Annotated in this window: 15 protein-coding genes; 5 read left to right on the top strand and 10 right to left on the bottom strand. The window is 56.3% G+C overall.

Features of this window, described 5'->3' with window-relative positions:
- Positions 1-258 precede the first annotated feature (258 nt).
- The 5 genes from Q666_RS65695 (at position 259) to Q666_RS55860 (ending at position 5,175) form a co-directional block, all read left to right on the top strand.
- Positions 259-2,685: a methyl-accepting chemotaxis protein gene (locus Q666_RS65695; RefSeq protein ID WP_022998475.1), complete on the top strand. Its 2,427-nt coding sequence runs from the start codon at positions 259-261 to the stop codon at positions 2,683-2,685.
- A gap of 400 nt (positions 2,686-3,085) precedes the next feature.
- Positions 3,086-3,502, top strand: a complete 417-nt coding sequence (locus tag Q666_RS65145) for a hypothetical protein (protein WP_152533420.1) — start codon at positions 3,086-3,088, stop codon at positions 3,500-3,502.
- A gap of 68 nt (positions 3,503-3,570) precedes the next feature.
- Complete coding sequence (locus Q666_RS66270; RefSeq protein WP_022998473.1) at positions 3,571-3,732, top strand: hypothetical protein; 162 nt, start codon at positions 3,571-3,573, stop codon at positions 3,730-3,732.
- An 86-nt stretch (positions 3,733-3,818) separates the two neighbouring features.
- Complete coding sequence (locus Q666_RS55865) at positions 3,819-4,151, top strand: hypothetical protein (RefSeq protein WP_139314080.1); 333 nt, start codon at positions 3,819-3,821, stop codon at positions 4,149-4,151.
- Positions 4,126-5,175 (top strand): aminotransferase class I/II-fold pyridoxal phosphate-dependent enzyme, encoded by a 1,050-nt coding sequence (locus tag Q666_RS55860; protein ID WP_022998471.1) that lies wholly within the window; start codon positions 4,126-4,128, stop codon positions 5,173-5,175. Before Q666_RS55865 ends, Q666_RS55860 begins: the two co-directional genes overlap by 26 nt.
- Here the strand turns inward: Q666_RS55860 and lpxB are convergent.
- The 10 genes from lpxB to Q666_RS55810 form a co-directional block, all read right to left on the bottom strand.
- Positions 5,156-6,328 (bottom strand): lipid-A-disaccharide synthase, encoded by a 1,173-nt coding sequence (lpxB, locus tag Q666_RS55855; protein ID WP_286133740.1) that lies wholly within the window; start codon positions 6,326-6,328, stop codon positions 5,156-5,158. The genes Q666_RS55860 and lpxB overlap by 20 nt on opposite strands.
- An 11-nt stretch (positions 6,329-6,339) precedes the next feature.
- Positions 6,340-7,245, bottom strand: coding sequence for a UDP-2,3-diacylglucosamine diphosphatase LpxI (gene lpxI / locus Q666_RS55850; RefSeq protein WP_022998469.1), 906 nt, complete (start codon positions 7,243-7,245; stop codon positions 6,340-6,342).
- Positions 7,246-7,248: 3 nt separating this feature from the next.
- Complete coding sequence (lpxA, locus tag Q666_RS55845; RefSeq protein WP_031268426.1) at positions 7,249-8,046, bottom strand: acyl-ACP--UDP-N-acetylglucosamine O-acyltransferase; 798 nt, start codon at positions 8,044-8,046, stop codon at positions 7,249-7,251.
- Between the two features lie 6 nt (positions 8,047-8,052).
- A complete protein-coding gene (gene fabZ / locus Q666_RS55840; RefSeq protein ID WP_022998467.1) occupies positions 8,053-8,517 on the bottom strand; it encodes a 3-hydroxyacyl-ACP dehydratase FabZ in 465 nt (154 codons plus the stop codon).
- A gap of 49 nt (positions 8,518-8,566) precedes the next feature.
- On the bottom strand, positions 8,567-9,604 hold the full coding sequence (gene lpxD, locus Q666_RS55835; RefSeq protein ID WP_031268424.1) for a UDP-3-O-(3-hydroxymyristoyl)glucosamine N-acyltransferase: 1,038 nt from the start codon (positions 9,602-9,604) through the stop codon (positions 8,567-8,569).
- A gap of 79 nt (positions 9,605-9,683) precedes the next feature.
- Positions 9,684-12,065, bottom strand: a complete 2,382-nt coding sequence (bamA, locus tag Q666_RS55830) for an outer membrane protein assembly factor BamA (protein ID WP_031268423.1) — start codon at positions 12,063-12,065, stop codon at positions 9,684-9,686.
- A 164-nt stretch (positions 12,066-12,229) separates the two neighbouring features.
- A complete protein-coding gene (gene rseP / locus Q666_RS55825) occupies positions 12,230-13,372 on the bottom strand; it encodes an RIP metalloprotease RseP (protein WP_022998464.1) in 1,143 nt (380 codons plus the stop codon).
- Between the two features lie 112 nt (positions 13,373-13,484).
- Entirely contained in the window at positions 13,485-14,684 is a 1,200-nt protein-coding gene (locus tag Q666_RS55820) for a 1-deoxy-D-xylulose-5-phosphate reductoisomerase (RefSeq protein WP_022998463.1), read from the bottom strand.
- Between the two features lie 16 nt (positions 14,685-14,700).
- Positions 14,701-15,543, bottom strand: coding sequence for a phosphatidate cytidylyltransferase (locus Q666_RS55815; RefSeq protein WP_022998462.1), 843 nt, complete (start codon positions 15,541-15,543; stop codon positions 14,701-14,703).
- A gap of 15 nt (positions 15,544-15,558) precedes the next feature.
- On the bottom strand, positions 15,559-16,326 hold the full coding sequence (locus Q666_RS55810) for an isoprenyl transferase (protein ID WP_022998461.1): 768 nt from the start codon (positions 16,324-16,326) through the stop codon (positions 15,559-15,561).
- Positions 16,327-16,336: the final 10 nt, after the last annotated feature.

Raw genomic sequence — 16,336 nt, 5'->3', positions numbered from 1 at the left:
TGCCATTACTCAAGAGAATAGAAAATGTCGAATATTTTCCGAAAAATAAAATGAAACAAAAAAATAGAAAGCACGCCTTTAAAAATCGAAATGATATTTCTCTAATTTTCCTCATTTACATATGAGATAAAGAATTAATCGTTGTAATTACACCATAAATTCCCGTAATAGAGAATTTTCACGAATAATAAGGAATCTTTGCTTACCCTTTCAAACAAATAGCGCGCATTGAACACGCTGGGGTTTCGAGGGGTTAACATGAGTTTCCTGAAGTTCGCTTCTGACTTGAAGTTTGGGGTAAAAGTCGGCGGTAGTTTTGCTGCCGTTGTTGCCCTTACGGGCATTGTGGGTGGTGTTGGCGCATACAGCGTCTTGACCCTCTCGGAGCGCATGGAGGTTGCCAAACAGTCAACTTCCGCCATTGCACAGTTGCAAAACCTGGCAAGCAAGAAGGAAAGCTTCCTGTCCTCACAGGACCTTCAGACAGCTGAGGCAACAATCTCCGACATCGGTGTGTTGAGTGCCGAACTTGAAACGCTCCAGAACCAGCTCAAGACTGATCCCGAAGCTCAGGTTCCCGTCGCTGAAGCAGCTACCGCTGTAAAGCAATTCCGTGAGGCTTTCGAAGAGGTCGTCGGCCTGACGCAGACACAGACCGCAAAGCAACAGCAACTTGATGGCGCTGTGCAAAATCTTGAGAAGATCTCTTCGGAGATCCTCGGCAAGGCCCTGATGGCGCGAGACGGCGTCAGTCAGGACGAGACAAACGCACGCAAGACGCTGGTGCTCGCCAACAAGGTCGGCCAGGCTGCCGCCGGTTTCCAGGAAGAGGCGCTTACCCTTCAAAATCTTTTCAACGCTGCAGCCAACAACGCCAAGCAGCTTTCGGATATCAAGGATCGGGTTGCCCTGCTTGTTCCTTCTGCCAAGCAGATGGCAGCAAACAGTTTTGACGGCGTCGACCCGGGCAAGTTCCAGCAGCTTGCTGCCAAAACGGCCGAACTGGAGCAGACACTCGGCAAACTGACCGAGACGAAGGACTACATCGCGATCTTCGACCTGACTGATGCCGCAAAGGCGGGGTTCGAGCAGCTTGTTTCCGATGTGAAGGAAATCCGTTCACAGGCAAATGTGGCCATCGACAATGTCTATGCACAGGCTGACCAGATCAACCAGCGTTTCTATGTCGTCGACAGTGTCGCGGACACGGTTATGCAGATCGAGGCAGACGCAAACGCAGTAAAGGCCGCCGCGTTCTACTTCATGCTGTCGCCGAGCGACACGTCTCAGCAGACCGTGACGACCGGTATCGAGGGCCTCGACAAACTGGCGTCCCGGCTCGAATCGAGCGCCAAGGACTTCCCGGCGATCTCCGACATCGTCCCGGCTGTGAAGAGCTCTATCGACAGCTTCGCTGCGAGTTTTTCCGAACTGGCTTCAAACCAGCTCCAACTTGCTGAACAGATCGACACCATGACGGAACTGTCTCAGACAGTGCAGACGCAAATCACCACCATCTCCACCAATCAGAGCGCTGCTGCACAAGCCTCCAGCACCAGCGCACTTGGCGTTATCAGCCTCGCCCTTCTGACAGCCATCCTGGCGGGCGTTGGGATGGCTATCGCACTCAACTTCGCGGTAACACGCCCTCTCCGCCGGACCACCGAAACCATGTCCCGCCTGGCGGAAGGTGACACGGATGTCGAGATCGACGGTATCGGGCGTGGTGACGAGATTGGCGACATGAGCCGAACCATGCAGGTCTTCCGCGACAACGCTGTTGAGCGACTGCGCCTGCAGTCGGAAACAGAGCAAGACCAGCACCTGCGTGCAGAGCGGCAAGCCCGCATTGAGGCTCTGATTTCCGGTTTCCGTGAGAAGGCGACAGAAGTCCTGGGCTCCGTTGCAGAAACAGCACAGACACTTGATGGCACCGCTCAGGATCTCAGCGCTATCGCCAGCCAGAACTCCAGCCTTGCCGATAGCACCTATGGTGTAACCGACGAAGCGACACAGAACGTTCAGACGGTTGCAAGCGCCGCAGAGGAGCTTGCCGCTTCTATTCAGGAAATCTCCCGTCAGGTGAACCAGACCACGCAGGTTGTCGATCGGGCAACCGAAGGCACACAGGTCACCAACGAAAAGGTTCAAAGCCTTTCGACAGCAGCCACCAAGATCGGCGAAGTCGTCAACCTGATCCAGGCGATCGCAGAGCAGACCAATCTCCTGGCCCTCAATGCAACGATCGAAGCCGCACGCGCCGGCGAGGCCGGCAAGGGTTTTGCAGTCGTTGCCGCCGAAGTGAAGGAACTGGCAACCCAGACGTCCAAGGCCACCGAGGAAATCAGCTCGCAGATCTCCGAAATCCAGAATGCAACCAAGGACGCCGTTGTCGCAATTGAGGCGATCACACAGACTATGGAAGAGGTCAACGAATACACCTCAACCATTGCAGCGGCAGTCGAACAGCAAGGTGCTGCAACGAGCGAAATCTCGGTCAACGTTCAGCGGGCTGCCGAGGGCACAGGTTCCGTAAAGACCAACATGTCGGATCTATCGCAGGCAGTCGCCCAGACCAGTCAGAACGCCAATCTGGTTCTCGGCGCTTCAAGCGAATTGTCGCAGAAAACCGATATTCTGAAGAATGAAGTCGGGCATTTCCTGGACAACGTAGCCAACGCCTGAACGAAGCAACCTGATCCCACGAGACTTGGAAAAACCGGGGGCGAACTGCACCCGGTTTTTTTGTCTGTCTGGCCTGCACCGGTTCATCGGAGCTTCCAAAAGCGTGCCCCAAACAGGGGCGCGATTGCTTCATGTCTTAATTTTCAGCATGAAAATGTCGTCGCGACAGAGTTGCCATTTCAGCGAAAGCTGAGTTTTTCTCGCGTAAAAACAATCACTTGAAGAAGACAAGAATATTCACAATATTCCAATCAATATTCGTTAAAATACCATCGATTAAGCAGAAATTCACCTAAAGTTAGTTTGTATAACTTCATCAACCTTATTCGGTTAGCACTTAAAAAATTTGCTGATACGCTCCTCTAGTCATTTCGTTTCTTTAAAATGAAGGGAGAAGTTGATGAGTGCTCGTAGTATTAAATCACTTACAGTTGCGGCAACAATTAGCCTCTTCGGGTTGCCAGCAATCGCAGCCGACGTAAGTCTTTCCTTTGACAAGATAACAACTGTCGATGCTGACGGTGACATGTCGGTGTGCACCAAAAGGTATGGATCCGGTTACAAGACAAGCGCATCTGACAAAGGCGCCGAGCACCGTGTGACGGACAACGGACACTCCTTCAAAGTAGTCAGCAACGATGTTTCTCAGAACATGGGGGTCGTTTCGTTTCACAATACCTACCTGATGTCCTTTGATGGTGAAACGGACCCTGTTTCAGCTGAGCTGTGGGCGACAGGTCTGGTCGGCGAACCGGTGTTCCGTGGAACTTTCTCGGATGGCACCTGCCGCGGCCACGTTGATATGTCAGCGTCCTGAACCGGCGAAGCCGCAACTTCCATAATTTCCTTCTTGTTTCCGCTTTCATTGAATTGGGAGAAAATCACATGAAAAATCTCTTGAAACTCTACCAGCAAGCAAATCGTTTTCCGCACGACATCAACCAGGCCGACAGCAAGGCTCTCTGCTACGGCGGTCATTGCGTTGTACACATTGATCCCTCTGCCGAGCTCGAAACGGCCGCCCGTAAAACGTCAGAAAAGAAGTAACCCTTCCAACATTAAACCGTTTCCCGGGCGAAAAGGTGAGCCTTCGTTCGCCCCGGGAATCGGTCATCAAGGAGAAAGGGAATGCGATGCCGTCAGCTGAATTTGCCTTGCCCTTCGATACTGTCGATGAGCTTGATCTGGAATGCATCATCACCAAGTTGACTGCCTCGGATACCGCCGGCGGATACAACTGGCCTGTCTCCTCGGCCCGCAAGGTTGAAGAGGCCTACAGGTCGTTCCTCAAATCTGCAAGAGACCAGATGCAATGTGGCGCCGACACGAGTGTGCACCTGCAGCCAACCCACGTCGTCGATATCTTCTGGCACACCCACATCCTCTTCACGCGAAAATACTTCAAGGACTGCGAAGCGGTCTTCGGACAATATCTGCACCATGAACCAGTTTTGCCCGGCCAGTAACCGTCTCAAACACCCGAGAACTGCTGCTCCCTTCAGGCTGGATCATCTTCTGAAGGAGCGCCAGGACCTTTTCAGGTGGCCCAAAACCTTCGAAGCTGACATTCATGCAATAACTGCCCACATTGGCGAAGCTGCCAGCGCGGGCGTACTGGCCGGGATTGAAACGGACCTTCAGGAAAAAGCCGAGAGAGCAGCGCGCACTGCCTTGGGACTTTCGGATGGTGTCTCGGCTGTCTTCGGCCACAGTATTATCCAGCTCCTGGAGCAGGTTCTGATCACCCGATCCGAGAACCATCCAGTGTCGACCTTGAACAGGGATTTCTTCTTGTTCGACAAGACCTTGATGAAACTCGGTATCGCACAGGAGAAGTTCCCGACACTGGACGAGCTGATCAGGAAATCTCCTTCGCATCACACTGTCCTGCTAAGTGCCCCAAACAATCCGACCACGCAGGATCTTTCACCCTGTGAACTGGAGAGCCTGGTGAGTGCCAGAGAAGGACTGGTGCTCCTGGACGAGGCTTACGTGCTTTTCTCAAAAGCCCCAGAACACCGCCTCGCCTTTTTGAAGAAGCATCCCAACCTGGTTCTTTTGCGCGGCACCTCAAAGAGCGGTCTCGCGGGCATAGGACTTGGCTACATGCTTTGTTGCGAGACAACTGCGATGGAGTTCCTCCAGTCGCGTGTGAGCAGTATGATAAGTGCCATTCAAGCCGCCATGGCGATACGCTTGTTCGGCAAATACGATGAGCTCCGGCGCATGGCAGCCCGTCTCGCAGGCATGCGCGACGACACTGGACGCAGGATCGCGCAGGAGACCCGATGCCATCCGGTTTCTGGCAGTTGTGACTTTCTTCTGATACGCACCGGACGCAGCGATTGCAGCGAAATCGTCAGCACGATGAATGACAGTGGAATACCCGCACTCGCCTATCAACGGCTGCCCGGCTATGAAGACGCGGTGAAACTGTTCCCCGCCGCTTTTGAGCGAGGCGACGACATCGTCAGGATTCTGTCTTCATAGCAGCAAGCACGACATCGGCCGCAGCCCCGCGCTGGCTATGCCCATCCGGCAAGCGCATAACATCATCAAGCTTTTGCAGATGCTCGATCTGTTTCTGGCGTTCAGGACCGCTATTCAGAAGCTCAACGAGATGGTTCGCCAGCACCTTTGGCTGCACTTCCTCATCAAGGAACTCCGGGATGGCTTTTGTTCCCAGGATGATGTTTGGCAGGACAAAAGAATCAACGCTCGAGAATTTGAAGACCCGATTGAGTTCCTTCATCCGTCTGAAAAACCAGTCGACCTTGTAGGCAACGACCATCGGAACGCCTGATAGAGCTAACTCAAGTGAAACAGTGCCGGACGCGGCCAAGGCTGCGTGCGCCTTTCGGAAGGCCGCCCGCTTGGCGTCCAGGCCGGTCACAATCTCGACCGGAACAGGCCAATGGGCCGTATCCTGCCGGATCTTGTCTTCAAGGTGCGCGACTGCCGGCAGAATAACCTTGAGCCCGGGCAACTTTTCTTTGACGATCGCAACAGTCTTAGCGAAGTCGCCTAGCAACCTGTCAATTTCGCTTCGCCGGCTCCCCGGCAGCACAAGCAGGATCTTCTCGTTTGCCTCTACAGGTGCTCTTTCGCCAACCGAGGGGCGCAGTTCGGATGCGATTTCACTCAAGGGATGGCCAACGTAATGGGTGCGTGGGCCACCGAGCTTGCGGTGCACATCAGGTTCAAACGGCAACAAGGCCAGAAGGTCGTCGACGTAGACGCTCATCTTGCGGGCCCGGCCTGGACGCCAAGCCCAGACAGAAGGCGAAACATAACCGACGATGGGTATGTGCGGCGCGCGCTTGCGCACGCGCTTGGCAACGTTATGCGTGAAGTCCGGACTGTCGACGATAACCAGAATATCCGGATTGGCCGCAACCACGGCATCCACGGTCTGGTAGACCCGCTTGATGATCAACGGCAATCTGGCGAGGACTGCCGTCAATCCCATGACGGAAACATCAGACATGTCAAAGAAGCTTTTGAGGCCCAGAGACATCATCCGTTCGCCGCCGACACCGCAGTAACGAACACCTACGCCCAACCGTTCGTTGAGCGCCTTCATCAATTCCGACCCGAGCTGGTCACCAGATTCTTCGCCTGCAACCAGGCAAATCGTGGGCATTTTTCCTGTCATCACGAACGCTCGTCCGATTGTCCCTTTGAGGTGACCCCGAAACTGGTGCCGTGCTCTATACCGATGACAAAAAGGCCGGCATTATCCGCCTTCTTGAGCGTCTCTTCCTTTTCCGCGATCAGTGCGCCACTCGCCTCAACTGCAATGCCGGCAAGGCCTGCTGCAGCTGCGAGGTCAATAGTCATGGGGCCGACGGTTGGAAGATCCACCCGCAAATCCTGGTTCGGCTTTGCTGTCTTAACCAAGACACCCGCGCGGCCTTTGGAACGGATCCTGCCAATGCGCTTGAGCTCCGCGCAGCGCTGAAGCATGGCGTCGGTCCCTTCTGCCCCCTCAAGCGCAACGACCCGCCCACCAACAGCAATCGCCGCCTGACCGATATCGAGTTCACCGAGCTTTTCCGTCGCCCGCAAGGCCAGCTCAGCGTCCCGCCAGTCTCCCTGGTTCGGCTGAATTTTGCCAAGCACACCACTTGAGGCAAGCAGTTGCGGCGCCACATCCTTGATCCCCACAACGCGATACCCCTCAACTTCAAACAGCCGGATCACCTTGGTCAACAGACTGTCATCACCGCCGGCCAGTGCCCGGATAATCGTCGGCAATCGCTTCAAGGTACCCAAATCGCCAAGTATGGACGTGAAATCAGGGCGCTTGGAGACACCTCCGATCAGAAGCACGTCCCGGCACCCGGTCTTTTTCAGAAATTTGTAAAGCCGGCCGATTTCACCCCAGCCAAGTTCAGTATCGGCCTGCGCCCGCGTGCGTTCATCAGCCTCGCCCTTGATGGCGATAATCCTGAATTCACGTCCGGCGCTGTTGAGCGCTTCAGCGATCTGACAGGGCAGACTGCCATTGCCCGCGATCAGGGCAAGGCGTGGCTTCAGTCCCGTATCTGCCCCGTTCATCCGTCAGTCTTCGCTGCGCGGTGTGCAGAACCGGCGGTCTTCCTTTTCAAGGATGAAGTCGGTAACCGTCTTGACCAGGGGCTGATCGGCACCTTCTGCAGCAACAGCTTCCGCCCGGCTGCGCAAGGTTCCTTCGGTGCTCTCAAACAGCGCGCGATAAGCTGCCCGCAAAGCGTGGATCTGCTCCCGAGGCAAGCCCTTGCGCTTGAGACCGACCAGATTGAGACCGGCAAGACGTGCGCGGTCACCAATCACGGAACCATAGGGAATGACGTCGAATTCGACCCCGGTCATTCCGCCGACGATCGCACCGGTACCAACGCGAGACCATTGCCGGACCGCACTCAAGCCGCCCAGAATGACGAAGTCGTCAAGCTCGACGTGACCTGCAAGCGTGGCGTTGTTCGCCAGAATTGCGTGATTGCCGACCTGACAATCGTGGCCGACATGCGAGCTCATCATGAACAGGCAATTGTCACCGACCCTAGTATAGCCACCGCCACCTTCCGTACCGGGGCTCATGGTGACATGTTCACGAATCTGATTGTTGGCGCCGATTTCCAGAAAGCTCACTTCACCCGCGAACTTGAGATCTTGTGGCTTGTGACCAATGCTGGCGAAGGGAAAGATATGCGTTTTGGCACCCACACTCGTGTGGCCCGTGACGACGACATGCGACTCCAGGATAACTCCGTCAGCAAGTTTCACGTTCGGGCCAACTGTAGAATAAGGCCCGATTCGAACGCCCTCGCCGATTACGGCCCCGTCTTCGACTATGGCCGTTGGATGTATGTCAGTCATATTTCCTCACGCATCTACCAGCATGGCGCTGACTTCAGCTTCTGCGACCTTGTTGCCATCTACCTTGGCAACGGCGTCGAACTTCCAGATGTTGGAGCGTTGCTTGATCTTCTTGACGTGGAAATGAACCTGATCACCAGGCTCAACAGGCCGGCGGAACTTCGCCTTGTCGATGGTCATGAAATAGACAAGCTGCGGCGGCGCATCGTCACCACGGGCATGAACGCAAAGGGCCCCGGCGGTCTGTGCCATGGCTTCGATCAGCAGAACACCCGGGAAAACGGGCCGCTCCGGAAAATGTCCGGTGAAGTGCGGTTCGTTGATGGTGACGTTCTTGATGCCGATGCAGCTGTTGTCGCCATCCATCTCGATGATTTTGTCGATCAGAAGAAAAGGATACCTGTGCGGCAGCAGCTTCATGATCCGCATGATGTCTGCGCTGGCAAGTGTTTTGTTTTCTGCGTCTTCCATATAATACCCCTTGGCGAATTACCGCCGCAAAGTCCTGTTTGTATTCCGTTTACGATCCGCCGCCACGCTCTGCAAGCTTTCTGACGGCAGCGACTTCACGGAACCACTGTTTGACCGGCTTTGCGGGCGTGCCGCCGTAGCGTCCCCCGGCAGGCAAATCATCGTTGACTACGCTTACCGCGGCCACCTGCGACCCCATGCCGATCGTTACGTGACCGCGCACACCGGTTTGCCCGCCAATGGCGACGAAATCCTCGAGCGTGCAGCTTCCGGAAAGACCGACCTGAGAAACGATCACGCAGTGACGTCCGACCACGACATTGTGGCCAATCTGAACCTGGTTATCGATCTTCGTGCCTTCGCCGATGATGGTATCCCGGTTTGCGCCACGATCGATGGTCGTGTTGGCGCCGATTTCAACGTCATCCTGAATGATCACGCGGCCAACCTGGGGCACCTTGAGATGACCCATCGGCCCCATCGCATAGCCAAAGCCATCCTGACCGCAGCAAACGCCAGGATGCATATAGACGCGGTTGCCAAGCACGGTGTGCTGAACCGTGCAATTCGAACCGATCACACAGTCCCGGCCAATCTTGACGCCTTGTCCGATGACAGCGTTGGCCCGGATCACAGTGCCCGCACCGATCTCCGCCCCCGCACCGATCACGACACCAGGTTCGACCGTGACATTGTCTTCCAGCGACGCAGCCGAATCGATTACAGCCCGTTCTGAAATGACTGCGGCGCCAGGTTCTACCGGCACCATAGCTGCAGGATAAAGTTTGGCGAGAACCTTCGCCCAGGAGCGATAGGCATCTGAACATACAAGAACAGCAACGCCCTCCGGCACCTTGTCCTTGTGTTTCCGGTTGACCAGGCATGCAGCTGCCGTGGTCCCGTCCAGTTGCTTCAGGTAAGCGGTGTTGTCGAAGAACACCAGAGCACCGGGCGTGGCATCTTCCAATGGCGCTACACCTGTTATTTCCAGGGTAGGTTCGCCGCGAGCGATCTCAGCTTCCGCCCACGTTGCGATGTCTGAAAGAGAGACCGGAGCCGGAGACTCAAAAAATTTTGGCTCGGACATGATGTTATCCTTCTTGCCAGCCAACAAAAACGGCCGCCGAACGTGTCGGCGGCCGTTTTTTATCCTATGTGACCGCAGTTTAGAAGCGCGTACCGCCGCTCAACCGGAAAATCTGCGTTTTGTCGGAGTCGTCTTTGACGATCGGGTAAGCAAAGTCTGCCCGCAGAGGTCCGAACGGAGAGTTCCAGCGGATACCTGCACCAACCGACGCACGAACGTTGAAGTCGTTCGAGTCGATCTGGCCACCGTTGGTTTCCACCAGGTTCACCAGGCTGCTGTCTGCATCCCACAGCGAACCGGCATCGGCAAACACTGCACCACTCAGGCCGAATTCCTTCGGGATGACCGGGAACGGGAACCGGGTTTCGGCAGTTGCCGCGAAGTAGAACCGACCACCGATAGCGTCTTCGGTCGTTGCGTCACGCGGGCCGATACCCTGGTTCTCAAAGCCACGAACGAGAGTGCCACCAAGCATGAACTGTTCGGACACACGCAGACGCTCATCACCAAGGGCCATGATGTTACCACCACGCACCGACAGGCTACCGATCAGACCGTAGTCAGCCAGGATTTCCTTGTAGGCGCGAGCCTGAGCTTCGGTCTTGATGTAGAAGCTGTCGCCACCCAGACCAGCAATTTCCTGACCGAAGGAAGCATAGATGCCGTCGGAGGGATCCAGGATCCGGTCGAGCGTATTGTAACGCAGCTCGTAGCCAACCAGAGACGTCAGGTAGGTGCCGAGGGAGTCACAGACCGCCAGGGAAAGGCTTGCGGTGTCACAGTTGTTGATGTTGGTCGAGTTGTTGTCCGGATCGGAGTTCTTCTCCTGGAAGATGTTGTAGAACAGACGGACAGTCAGCTCATCTTCCCGAAGCGGCAGAGTGAAACCGAACCCGCCACCGGTCTTCTTCTGATCGAAGGAACGGTAGTCGTTGGCATCATCCACCTTGCGATAGAGGTCCAGATCAAGGGCAACACGGCGTCCCATGAAGAACGGTTCAACGAAACGGAACTCGTAGGACTGGGTGTCCGTACCGCCGCCAACAGCGAGCTTCACGAACTGGCCACGGCCAAGGAAGTTCTTCTCGGTCAGCGAAATGTCACCAATGACACCGTCAACCGTCGAATAACCGACACCGAAGGAGATTTCACCAGTCGGCTTTTCTTCGACGCGAACGTTCACGACCACGCGATCAGGTGCACTGCCCTGCTGCGTCGTGATGGAAACCTTCTCGAAGAAACCGAGATTGCGCAGACGGCGTTCCGCCTTGTCGACAAGCGCACGGTTGAACGCATCGCCTTCAGCAATGTCGAACTCGCGGCGAATGACATACTCACGGGTACGGTCGTTGCCGATCACGTTGATCCGCTCGATGTAGGCGCGAGGACCTTCTTCGATGTAGTAGATCAGGGAGATCGTGTTGTTGTCGTAGTCACGAGCACCACGCGGACGGACACGAGCAAAGGCATAACCCTCTTCCGACACGCGAAGCGTGATGTCTTCGACAGACTGTTCGACGCGCAGCGAGTTGAAGGTCTGACCACTCTTGGTACGGATCAGGCGGCGAAGATCTTCCGGATCAACGTCGGCAATCGTGGAAACGATCTCAACATCGCCAATCTCGTACTTTTCACCCTCTTCCACCGTGAAGGTCACGTAGAAGATGTTCTGCTCGCGATCGAGGTCTGCGCTGGTTGAGACGATACGGAAGTCCGCATAGCCCTTCTTGTTGTAGTACTGACGCAGCAACTCCTCGTCCGCAGCCAAACGGTCCGGATCGTAGGTGTCGGTGCTGCGCAGCCAGCTCAGAAGGCCGCTTTCGCGTGTACGGATGACATCGCGCAGGCGGCCGTCGCTGAATGCGGAGTTGCCGATGAAGCTGATCCGCTCGACGCCGGTCTTCGCACCTTCGTTGATCTCGAAAACGAGATCGACACGGTTCTGACCACGATCGATGATCTGCGGCTCGACGGACGCGCCATAGCGACCGGAGCGACGATAAGCTTCAAGAATATTCTGGACGTCAGCCTGAACCTTGGCACGGGACAGCATCGAGCGCGGCTGAGACCGTACGGCGGTTTCCAGCGCGCTGTCCTTGATCTTGCGGTTACCTTCGAAAGAGACCCTGTTGATGATCGGGTTCTCGGTAACCGTCACAACGACAACGCTGCCACGCGGGGTGATGTCGACCGTTGCAAAAAGGCCGGTTGCGTAGAGCGCCTTCAGTGACTCGTCGACATCGAACGCGCTGTAGGAGCGTCCGGGAACGATGGTCATGTAACTGACAACGGTTTCATCCTCGACACGGGTATTGCCACGCACGTCAATGCTTCTGGCCACCGCTGCCTGTGCCTGTGAAACCAGGGACACCGGCCCGAAAGCTTTCGGCAAAACCGTCCCGATCGAAAATACGGCAACCGCCAACAGTACGGCCCGTGTAAGTCTCTGCAATCGCTGCATTATTGCGCTATGCCTTTGTTTTTAATACCCCTCCCGAGAATCCGCACTCACCCCAGCAGATTCTCGGAACCGACGAGTGTTTTATAGGTTTTTACCGATAACGCAACCGCCCTTCCGGGCGGAAAGCGATTTAGTCTGAAGACGTTGCGTCAATGTCACGGGTGTCATGAATTGGTTCCCACGAGCCGCATGATATCCTTCCATGTGACGAACACCATCAGCATGAGAACAAGTCCCAGACCGATCCGGAAACCAACGTCCTGCACCCTTTCGCTGAGCGGTTTGCCACGCAGGGCTTCTGCAGCGAAGTAAACGAGGTGTCCACCATCGAGAATCGGCACCGGCGCCAGGTTGATCAGACCGATGCTGACAGAAAGTACGGCCGCCAGAGAAATGAGTGGAAGGAACCCGAGATCTGCGACCTGCCCGGAGATCTGGGCCACGCGGATCGGACCACCAAGCTGGTCCGCCGACTGCCGCTGGGAAATGATGCCCCAGATATAGCTGACCGTGCTTTCGATGATGCGCCAGGTTTCCGCAGTCCCTTCAAGAGCCGCTTCGCCAAGCCCGTATTTGATGTGAATGAGATGAGACGGATCCGACACGCCGCGAAGACTGATATCGCCGGCCACCTGCCTCTCACCGAAAAAGACTTCTTTCTCCTTCGCGTCGGGCGTAACGGTCAAAGTGACGTCTTGCCCGCCCCGTTCGACTTCGAAAACGAGAGGCGTGTTGGCGTTCATCAGGACGATCTGACGCATCTCGCCGAACGTCTGGATAGGCCTGCCGTCAATTTCCCTTACGATATCGCCAGCCAGAAGCCCGTCGCGCTCAGCTGCACCGCCCGCAAAAACCTGTTCGACGACAGGCTCGAAACCCTGTTTGCCGGAGGTTACGAAGAGAGCGGTAAAGATCACGATCGCGAGAAGGAAGTTGGCGATTGGCCCCGCGGCCACAACGGCCATGCGTTGCCAGACCGGTTTGGCGATAAAAGCCGTTTTCCGGTCCTCTTCGCTCATCTGCGCAATCGCCTCACGGCTTGGTACGCTTGCCGCATTTTCATCGCCGGCGAACTTGACGTAGCCACCAAGCGGAATCCAGCAGAGTTTCCAACGAGTTCCCTTCCGGTCATTAAAACCGAGAAGCTCACGCCCGAAGCCGACGGAAAAAGCATCCACCTTTACGTTGCACCAACGAGCCACAGCGAAATGGCCGAGCTCATGGAAGAAGACGACGATTGTAAGCACAAAAAGAAAGGGAATGATTGTGCCGACTATCAGGGAATAGGCGGAAACGAGAAGGTCCATGAACTGTGTCCGATCCTGCGCAGCTAGGATTGTTTTGAAGGATTGTACTAAAAAGAAAATTACGGCGTGTTAATGGTGGGAGACCAAAAATTCAGGGCCTTCAACACCCCGATTACCGTGTTCTTATCCATTCACCAGTCTTCTGCCGTGCTTCTGCGTCGATGGCAAGAACATCCTCGACGCCGGCAGCGTCCGTCAGCTTGCCGCCTGCCCCCATCGCATCCAGCACCTCTTCAATGGCAGCCGGAATGTCCATGAAGCCGATCCGGCCCTTCAGAAAAGCGTCCACGGCAACCTCATCTGCAGCGTTAAGCACAGCCGGTGCCATTCCCCCTGCCCGCATGGCTTCCAGTGCAAGACGGAGCGCCGGGAACCGGTCGAGATCCGGGGCTTCAAAAGTGAGTGTGCCGAGTTCGGCCAGATCCAGACGTTTCACCGGAACGTTCATCCGGCGGGGAAAGGCAAGGCAGTGGGCGATTGGTGTGCGCATGTCCGGACTGCCGAGTTGAGCCAGCAGAGATCCGTCCTTGTATTGCACAAGTCCGTGAACCGTCGATTGCGGATGGACCAGCACGCCAAGCTGATCGTGGGCAACCGGAAAAAGATGAGACGCTTCGATAACCTCGAAGCCCTTGTTCATCATCGTTGCGCTGTCGATCGTAATGCGTGCGCCCATGTCCCAGTTGGGATGCTTGAGCGCCTGCTGTGGTGTTACCCGTGCCATGTCGGCTTTCGAGACACTCCTGAACGGTCCGCCTGACGCCGTCAGAATAACCTTCTCGACCATGTCGGCCTTGTCGGTTTCAAAGACCTGAAAGATGGCATTGTGCTCGCTGTCGACGGGCAGGAGTTCCGCCCCGGTCGCGCGGATCTTGGCCATGAACAGATCACCTGCACAAACCAGGCATTCCTTGTTGGCAAGTGCAATGCGGCGTCCTGGCCGGATCGCGGCCATGGTCGGCTTCAATCCCGCTGACCCTACAATGGCACCGACGACGATATCCGTATCCTGCGTGACTGCTTCCAGAACGGCAGACTCACCGGCTCCCGTTGCAATGCCGCTGCCGGCAAGCCGCTCCTTGAGCTCCGGATAACAGGTTGCCTCGGCAAGGATAGCGGAACCGGTCTTTAGCGCTTTTGCCATGTCGGCGAGGCCCGCGGCGTTCCGGTTCGCAACCAGCGCGACGACTTCATAGCTGTCCGGATTTCTTTGAATGAGATCCGCCAAGCTCTGGCCGATGGACCCAGTGGCCCCTAGAACGGTTATCCGGGTTTTCGCGCCAGGGTCGCGGGCTGCAGAGGCAGCTGCCATGCCTGTTACTCCAAATTCAAATCAGACCGAGGCCGGCAATAGGGTCTGCAAGGCTGCCGCCAGCGACTAGGCCAATCAGCACGGCGAAAATGGCTGCGGCCACCAGACCGTCGATCCGGTCCATGATGCCACCATGCCCGGGGATCAGCTTGCTGGAATCCTTGACGTCAAACCGCCGCTTGATGGCAGACTCCAGAAGGTCCCCTGCCTGAGAGACGACCGAGAGCCCGGCCGCCAGCAAAGCCCAAAGCATCAGGTCCTGCGCATTTGCGACAAAAGCAACGCCAGCGCCGAAAACCGTGGCGAGCACCAGCCCGCCAATGGCACCAGACCAGGTCTTTTTAGGTGATACACGTGGCCAGAGCTTGGGCCCACCCAATGCACGGCCGGTAAAATAGGCGAAAATGTCGGTTGCCCAGACAACAAACAGCAGGAAAAACGCGACCAGAAGCCCGTTGCTTCCTTCACGAAGTACAAGCAGCGAGAACAGTGCAAGCCCGCTGTAGAGGATCCCTTCGATGGCCCATCGTCCAGCCTTGGAGAAACCACCAAGCGCATAGGCGATGAAAGCACCAGCAACCATAGCCCCGAGACCAAGGTCAGGATGTCCGGCTACGGTCAGCACCCCGATGGCCAACAGCGTTGCAAACCCGGTGAGTGAACTGGGTGACTTTGCCTGTGTCCCGGTGATCGTGAACCACTCCCACAGGAACAGTCCGGACGCGACCAGCGTCAGCGCAGCAAAGGGCAGATTGCCCAGATAGGTGATCAGAAGAACAAGAGGCCCCAGAACGAGTGCCGAAATGAACCTGAGGCGAAGGTCGGACAGTTTTTTCGGGTTCTGGTGTGGTTCTGCCATTGCTCAAGCCGAAGGTCAGTTGGCCTTGGCGTCAAGGCCGCCGTACCGGCGCTCACGGCTGCAGAAACAGCTCAAAGCCTTGTCGAAGGCCGCCTCATCGAAGTCCGGCCAGTAAAGATCGCAGAAATAGAACTCGGAATAGGCGGCCTGCCACAGCAGGAAATTGGAAAGACGCATTTCTCCGCTGGTGCGGATGATGAGATCGGGATCCGGCAAACCGGAGGTATCCAGCGCCGCCGTGATCGCGTCTTCGGTTATCTCGGCCGGCTGCATTTCCCCAGCCTGAACCTTTGCTGCCAGCTCCTGTGCCGCCCGCACGATTTCCGACCGTGCACCATAATTGAACGCAACAACCAGGTTAAGGCCGGTGTTGTGACGGGTCAGGTCTTCAGCTTCTTTCAGAAGCGCCAAAATCCCCGGTTCCAGATCACTGCGCCCGCCGATGATGCGGATACGAACATTGGCTTCGTGAAGCTCGCTCAGATCGCGCTGCACGAAACGGCGCAGCAGCCCCATCAGGAAAGAAACTTCAGCCTGTGGCCGGTTCCAGTTTTCGGATGAGAAGCTGTAGATCGTGATGGTTTCGATGCCGACACGGCCAGCGTGGCGGATCACCTTGCGCAGCGCGGCAAGCCCCTGTCGATGTCCCTCTGTCCGTGGCAAACCGCGCGCAGTTGCCCATCGCCCGTTGCCATCCATAATGAAGGCAACGTGACGGGGCATTTTCGCACCGGTTTCATCCGCAGCAGGTGCATGCAGGTTGCGGTCCGGGCTGACGCTCATGTGCTCCCCC

It is taken from the genome of Labrenzia sp. C1B70 (assembly GCF_000475395.1).
Lineage (GTDB): Bacteria > Pseudomonadota > Alphaproteobacteria > Rhizobiales > Stappiaceae > Roseibium > Roseibium algicola.
The sequence above is the reverse complement of the archived record's forward strand: the minus strand, read 5'-3'. Positions and strand labels throughout refer to the sequence as shown.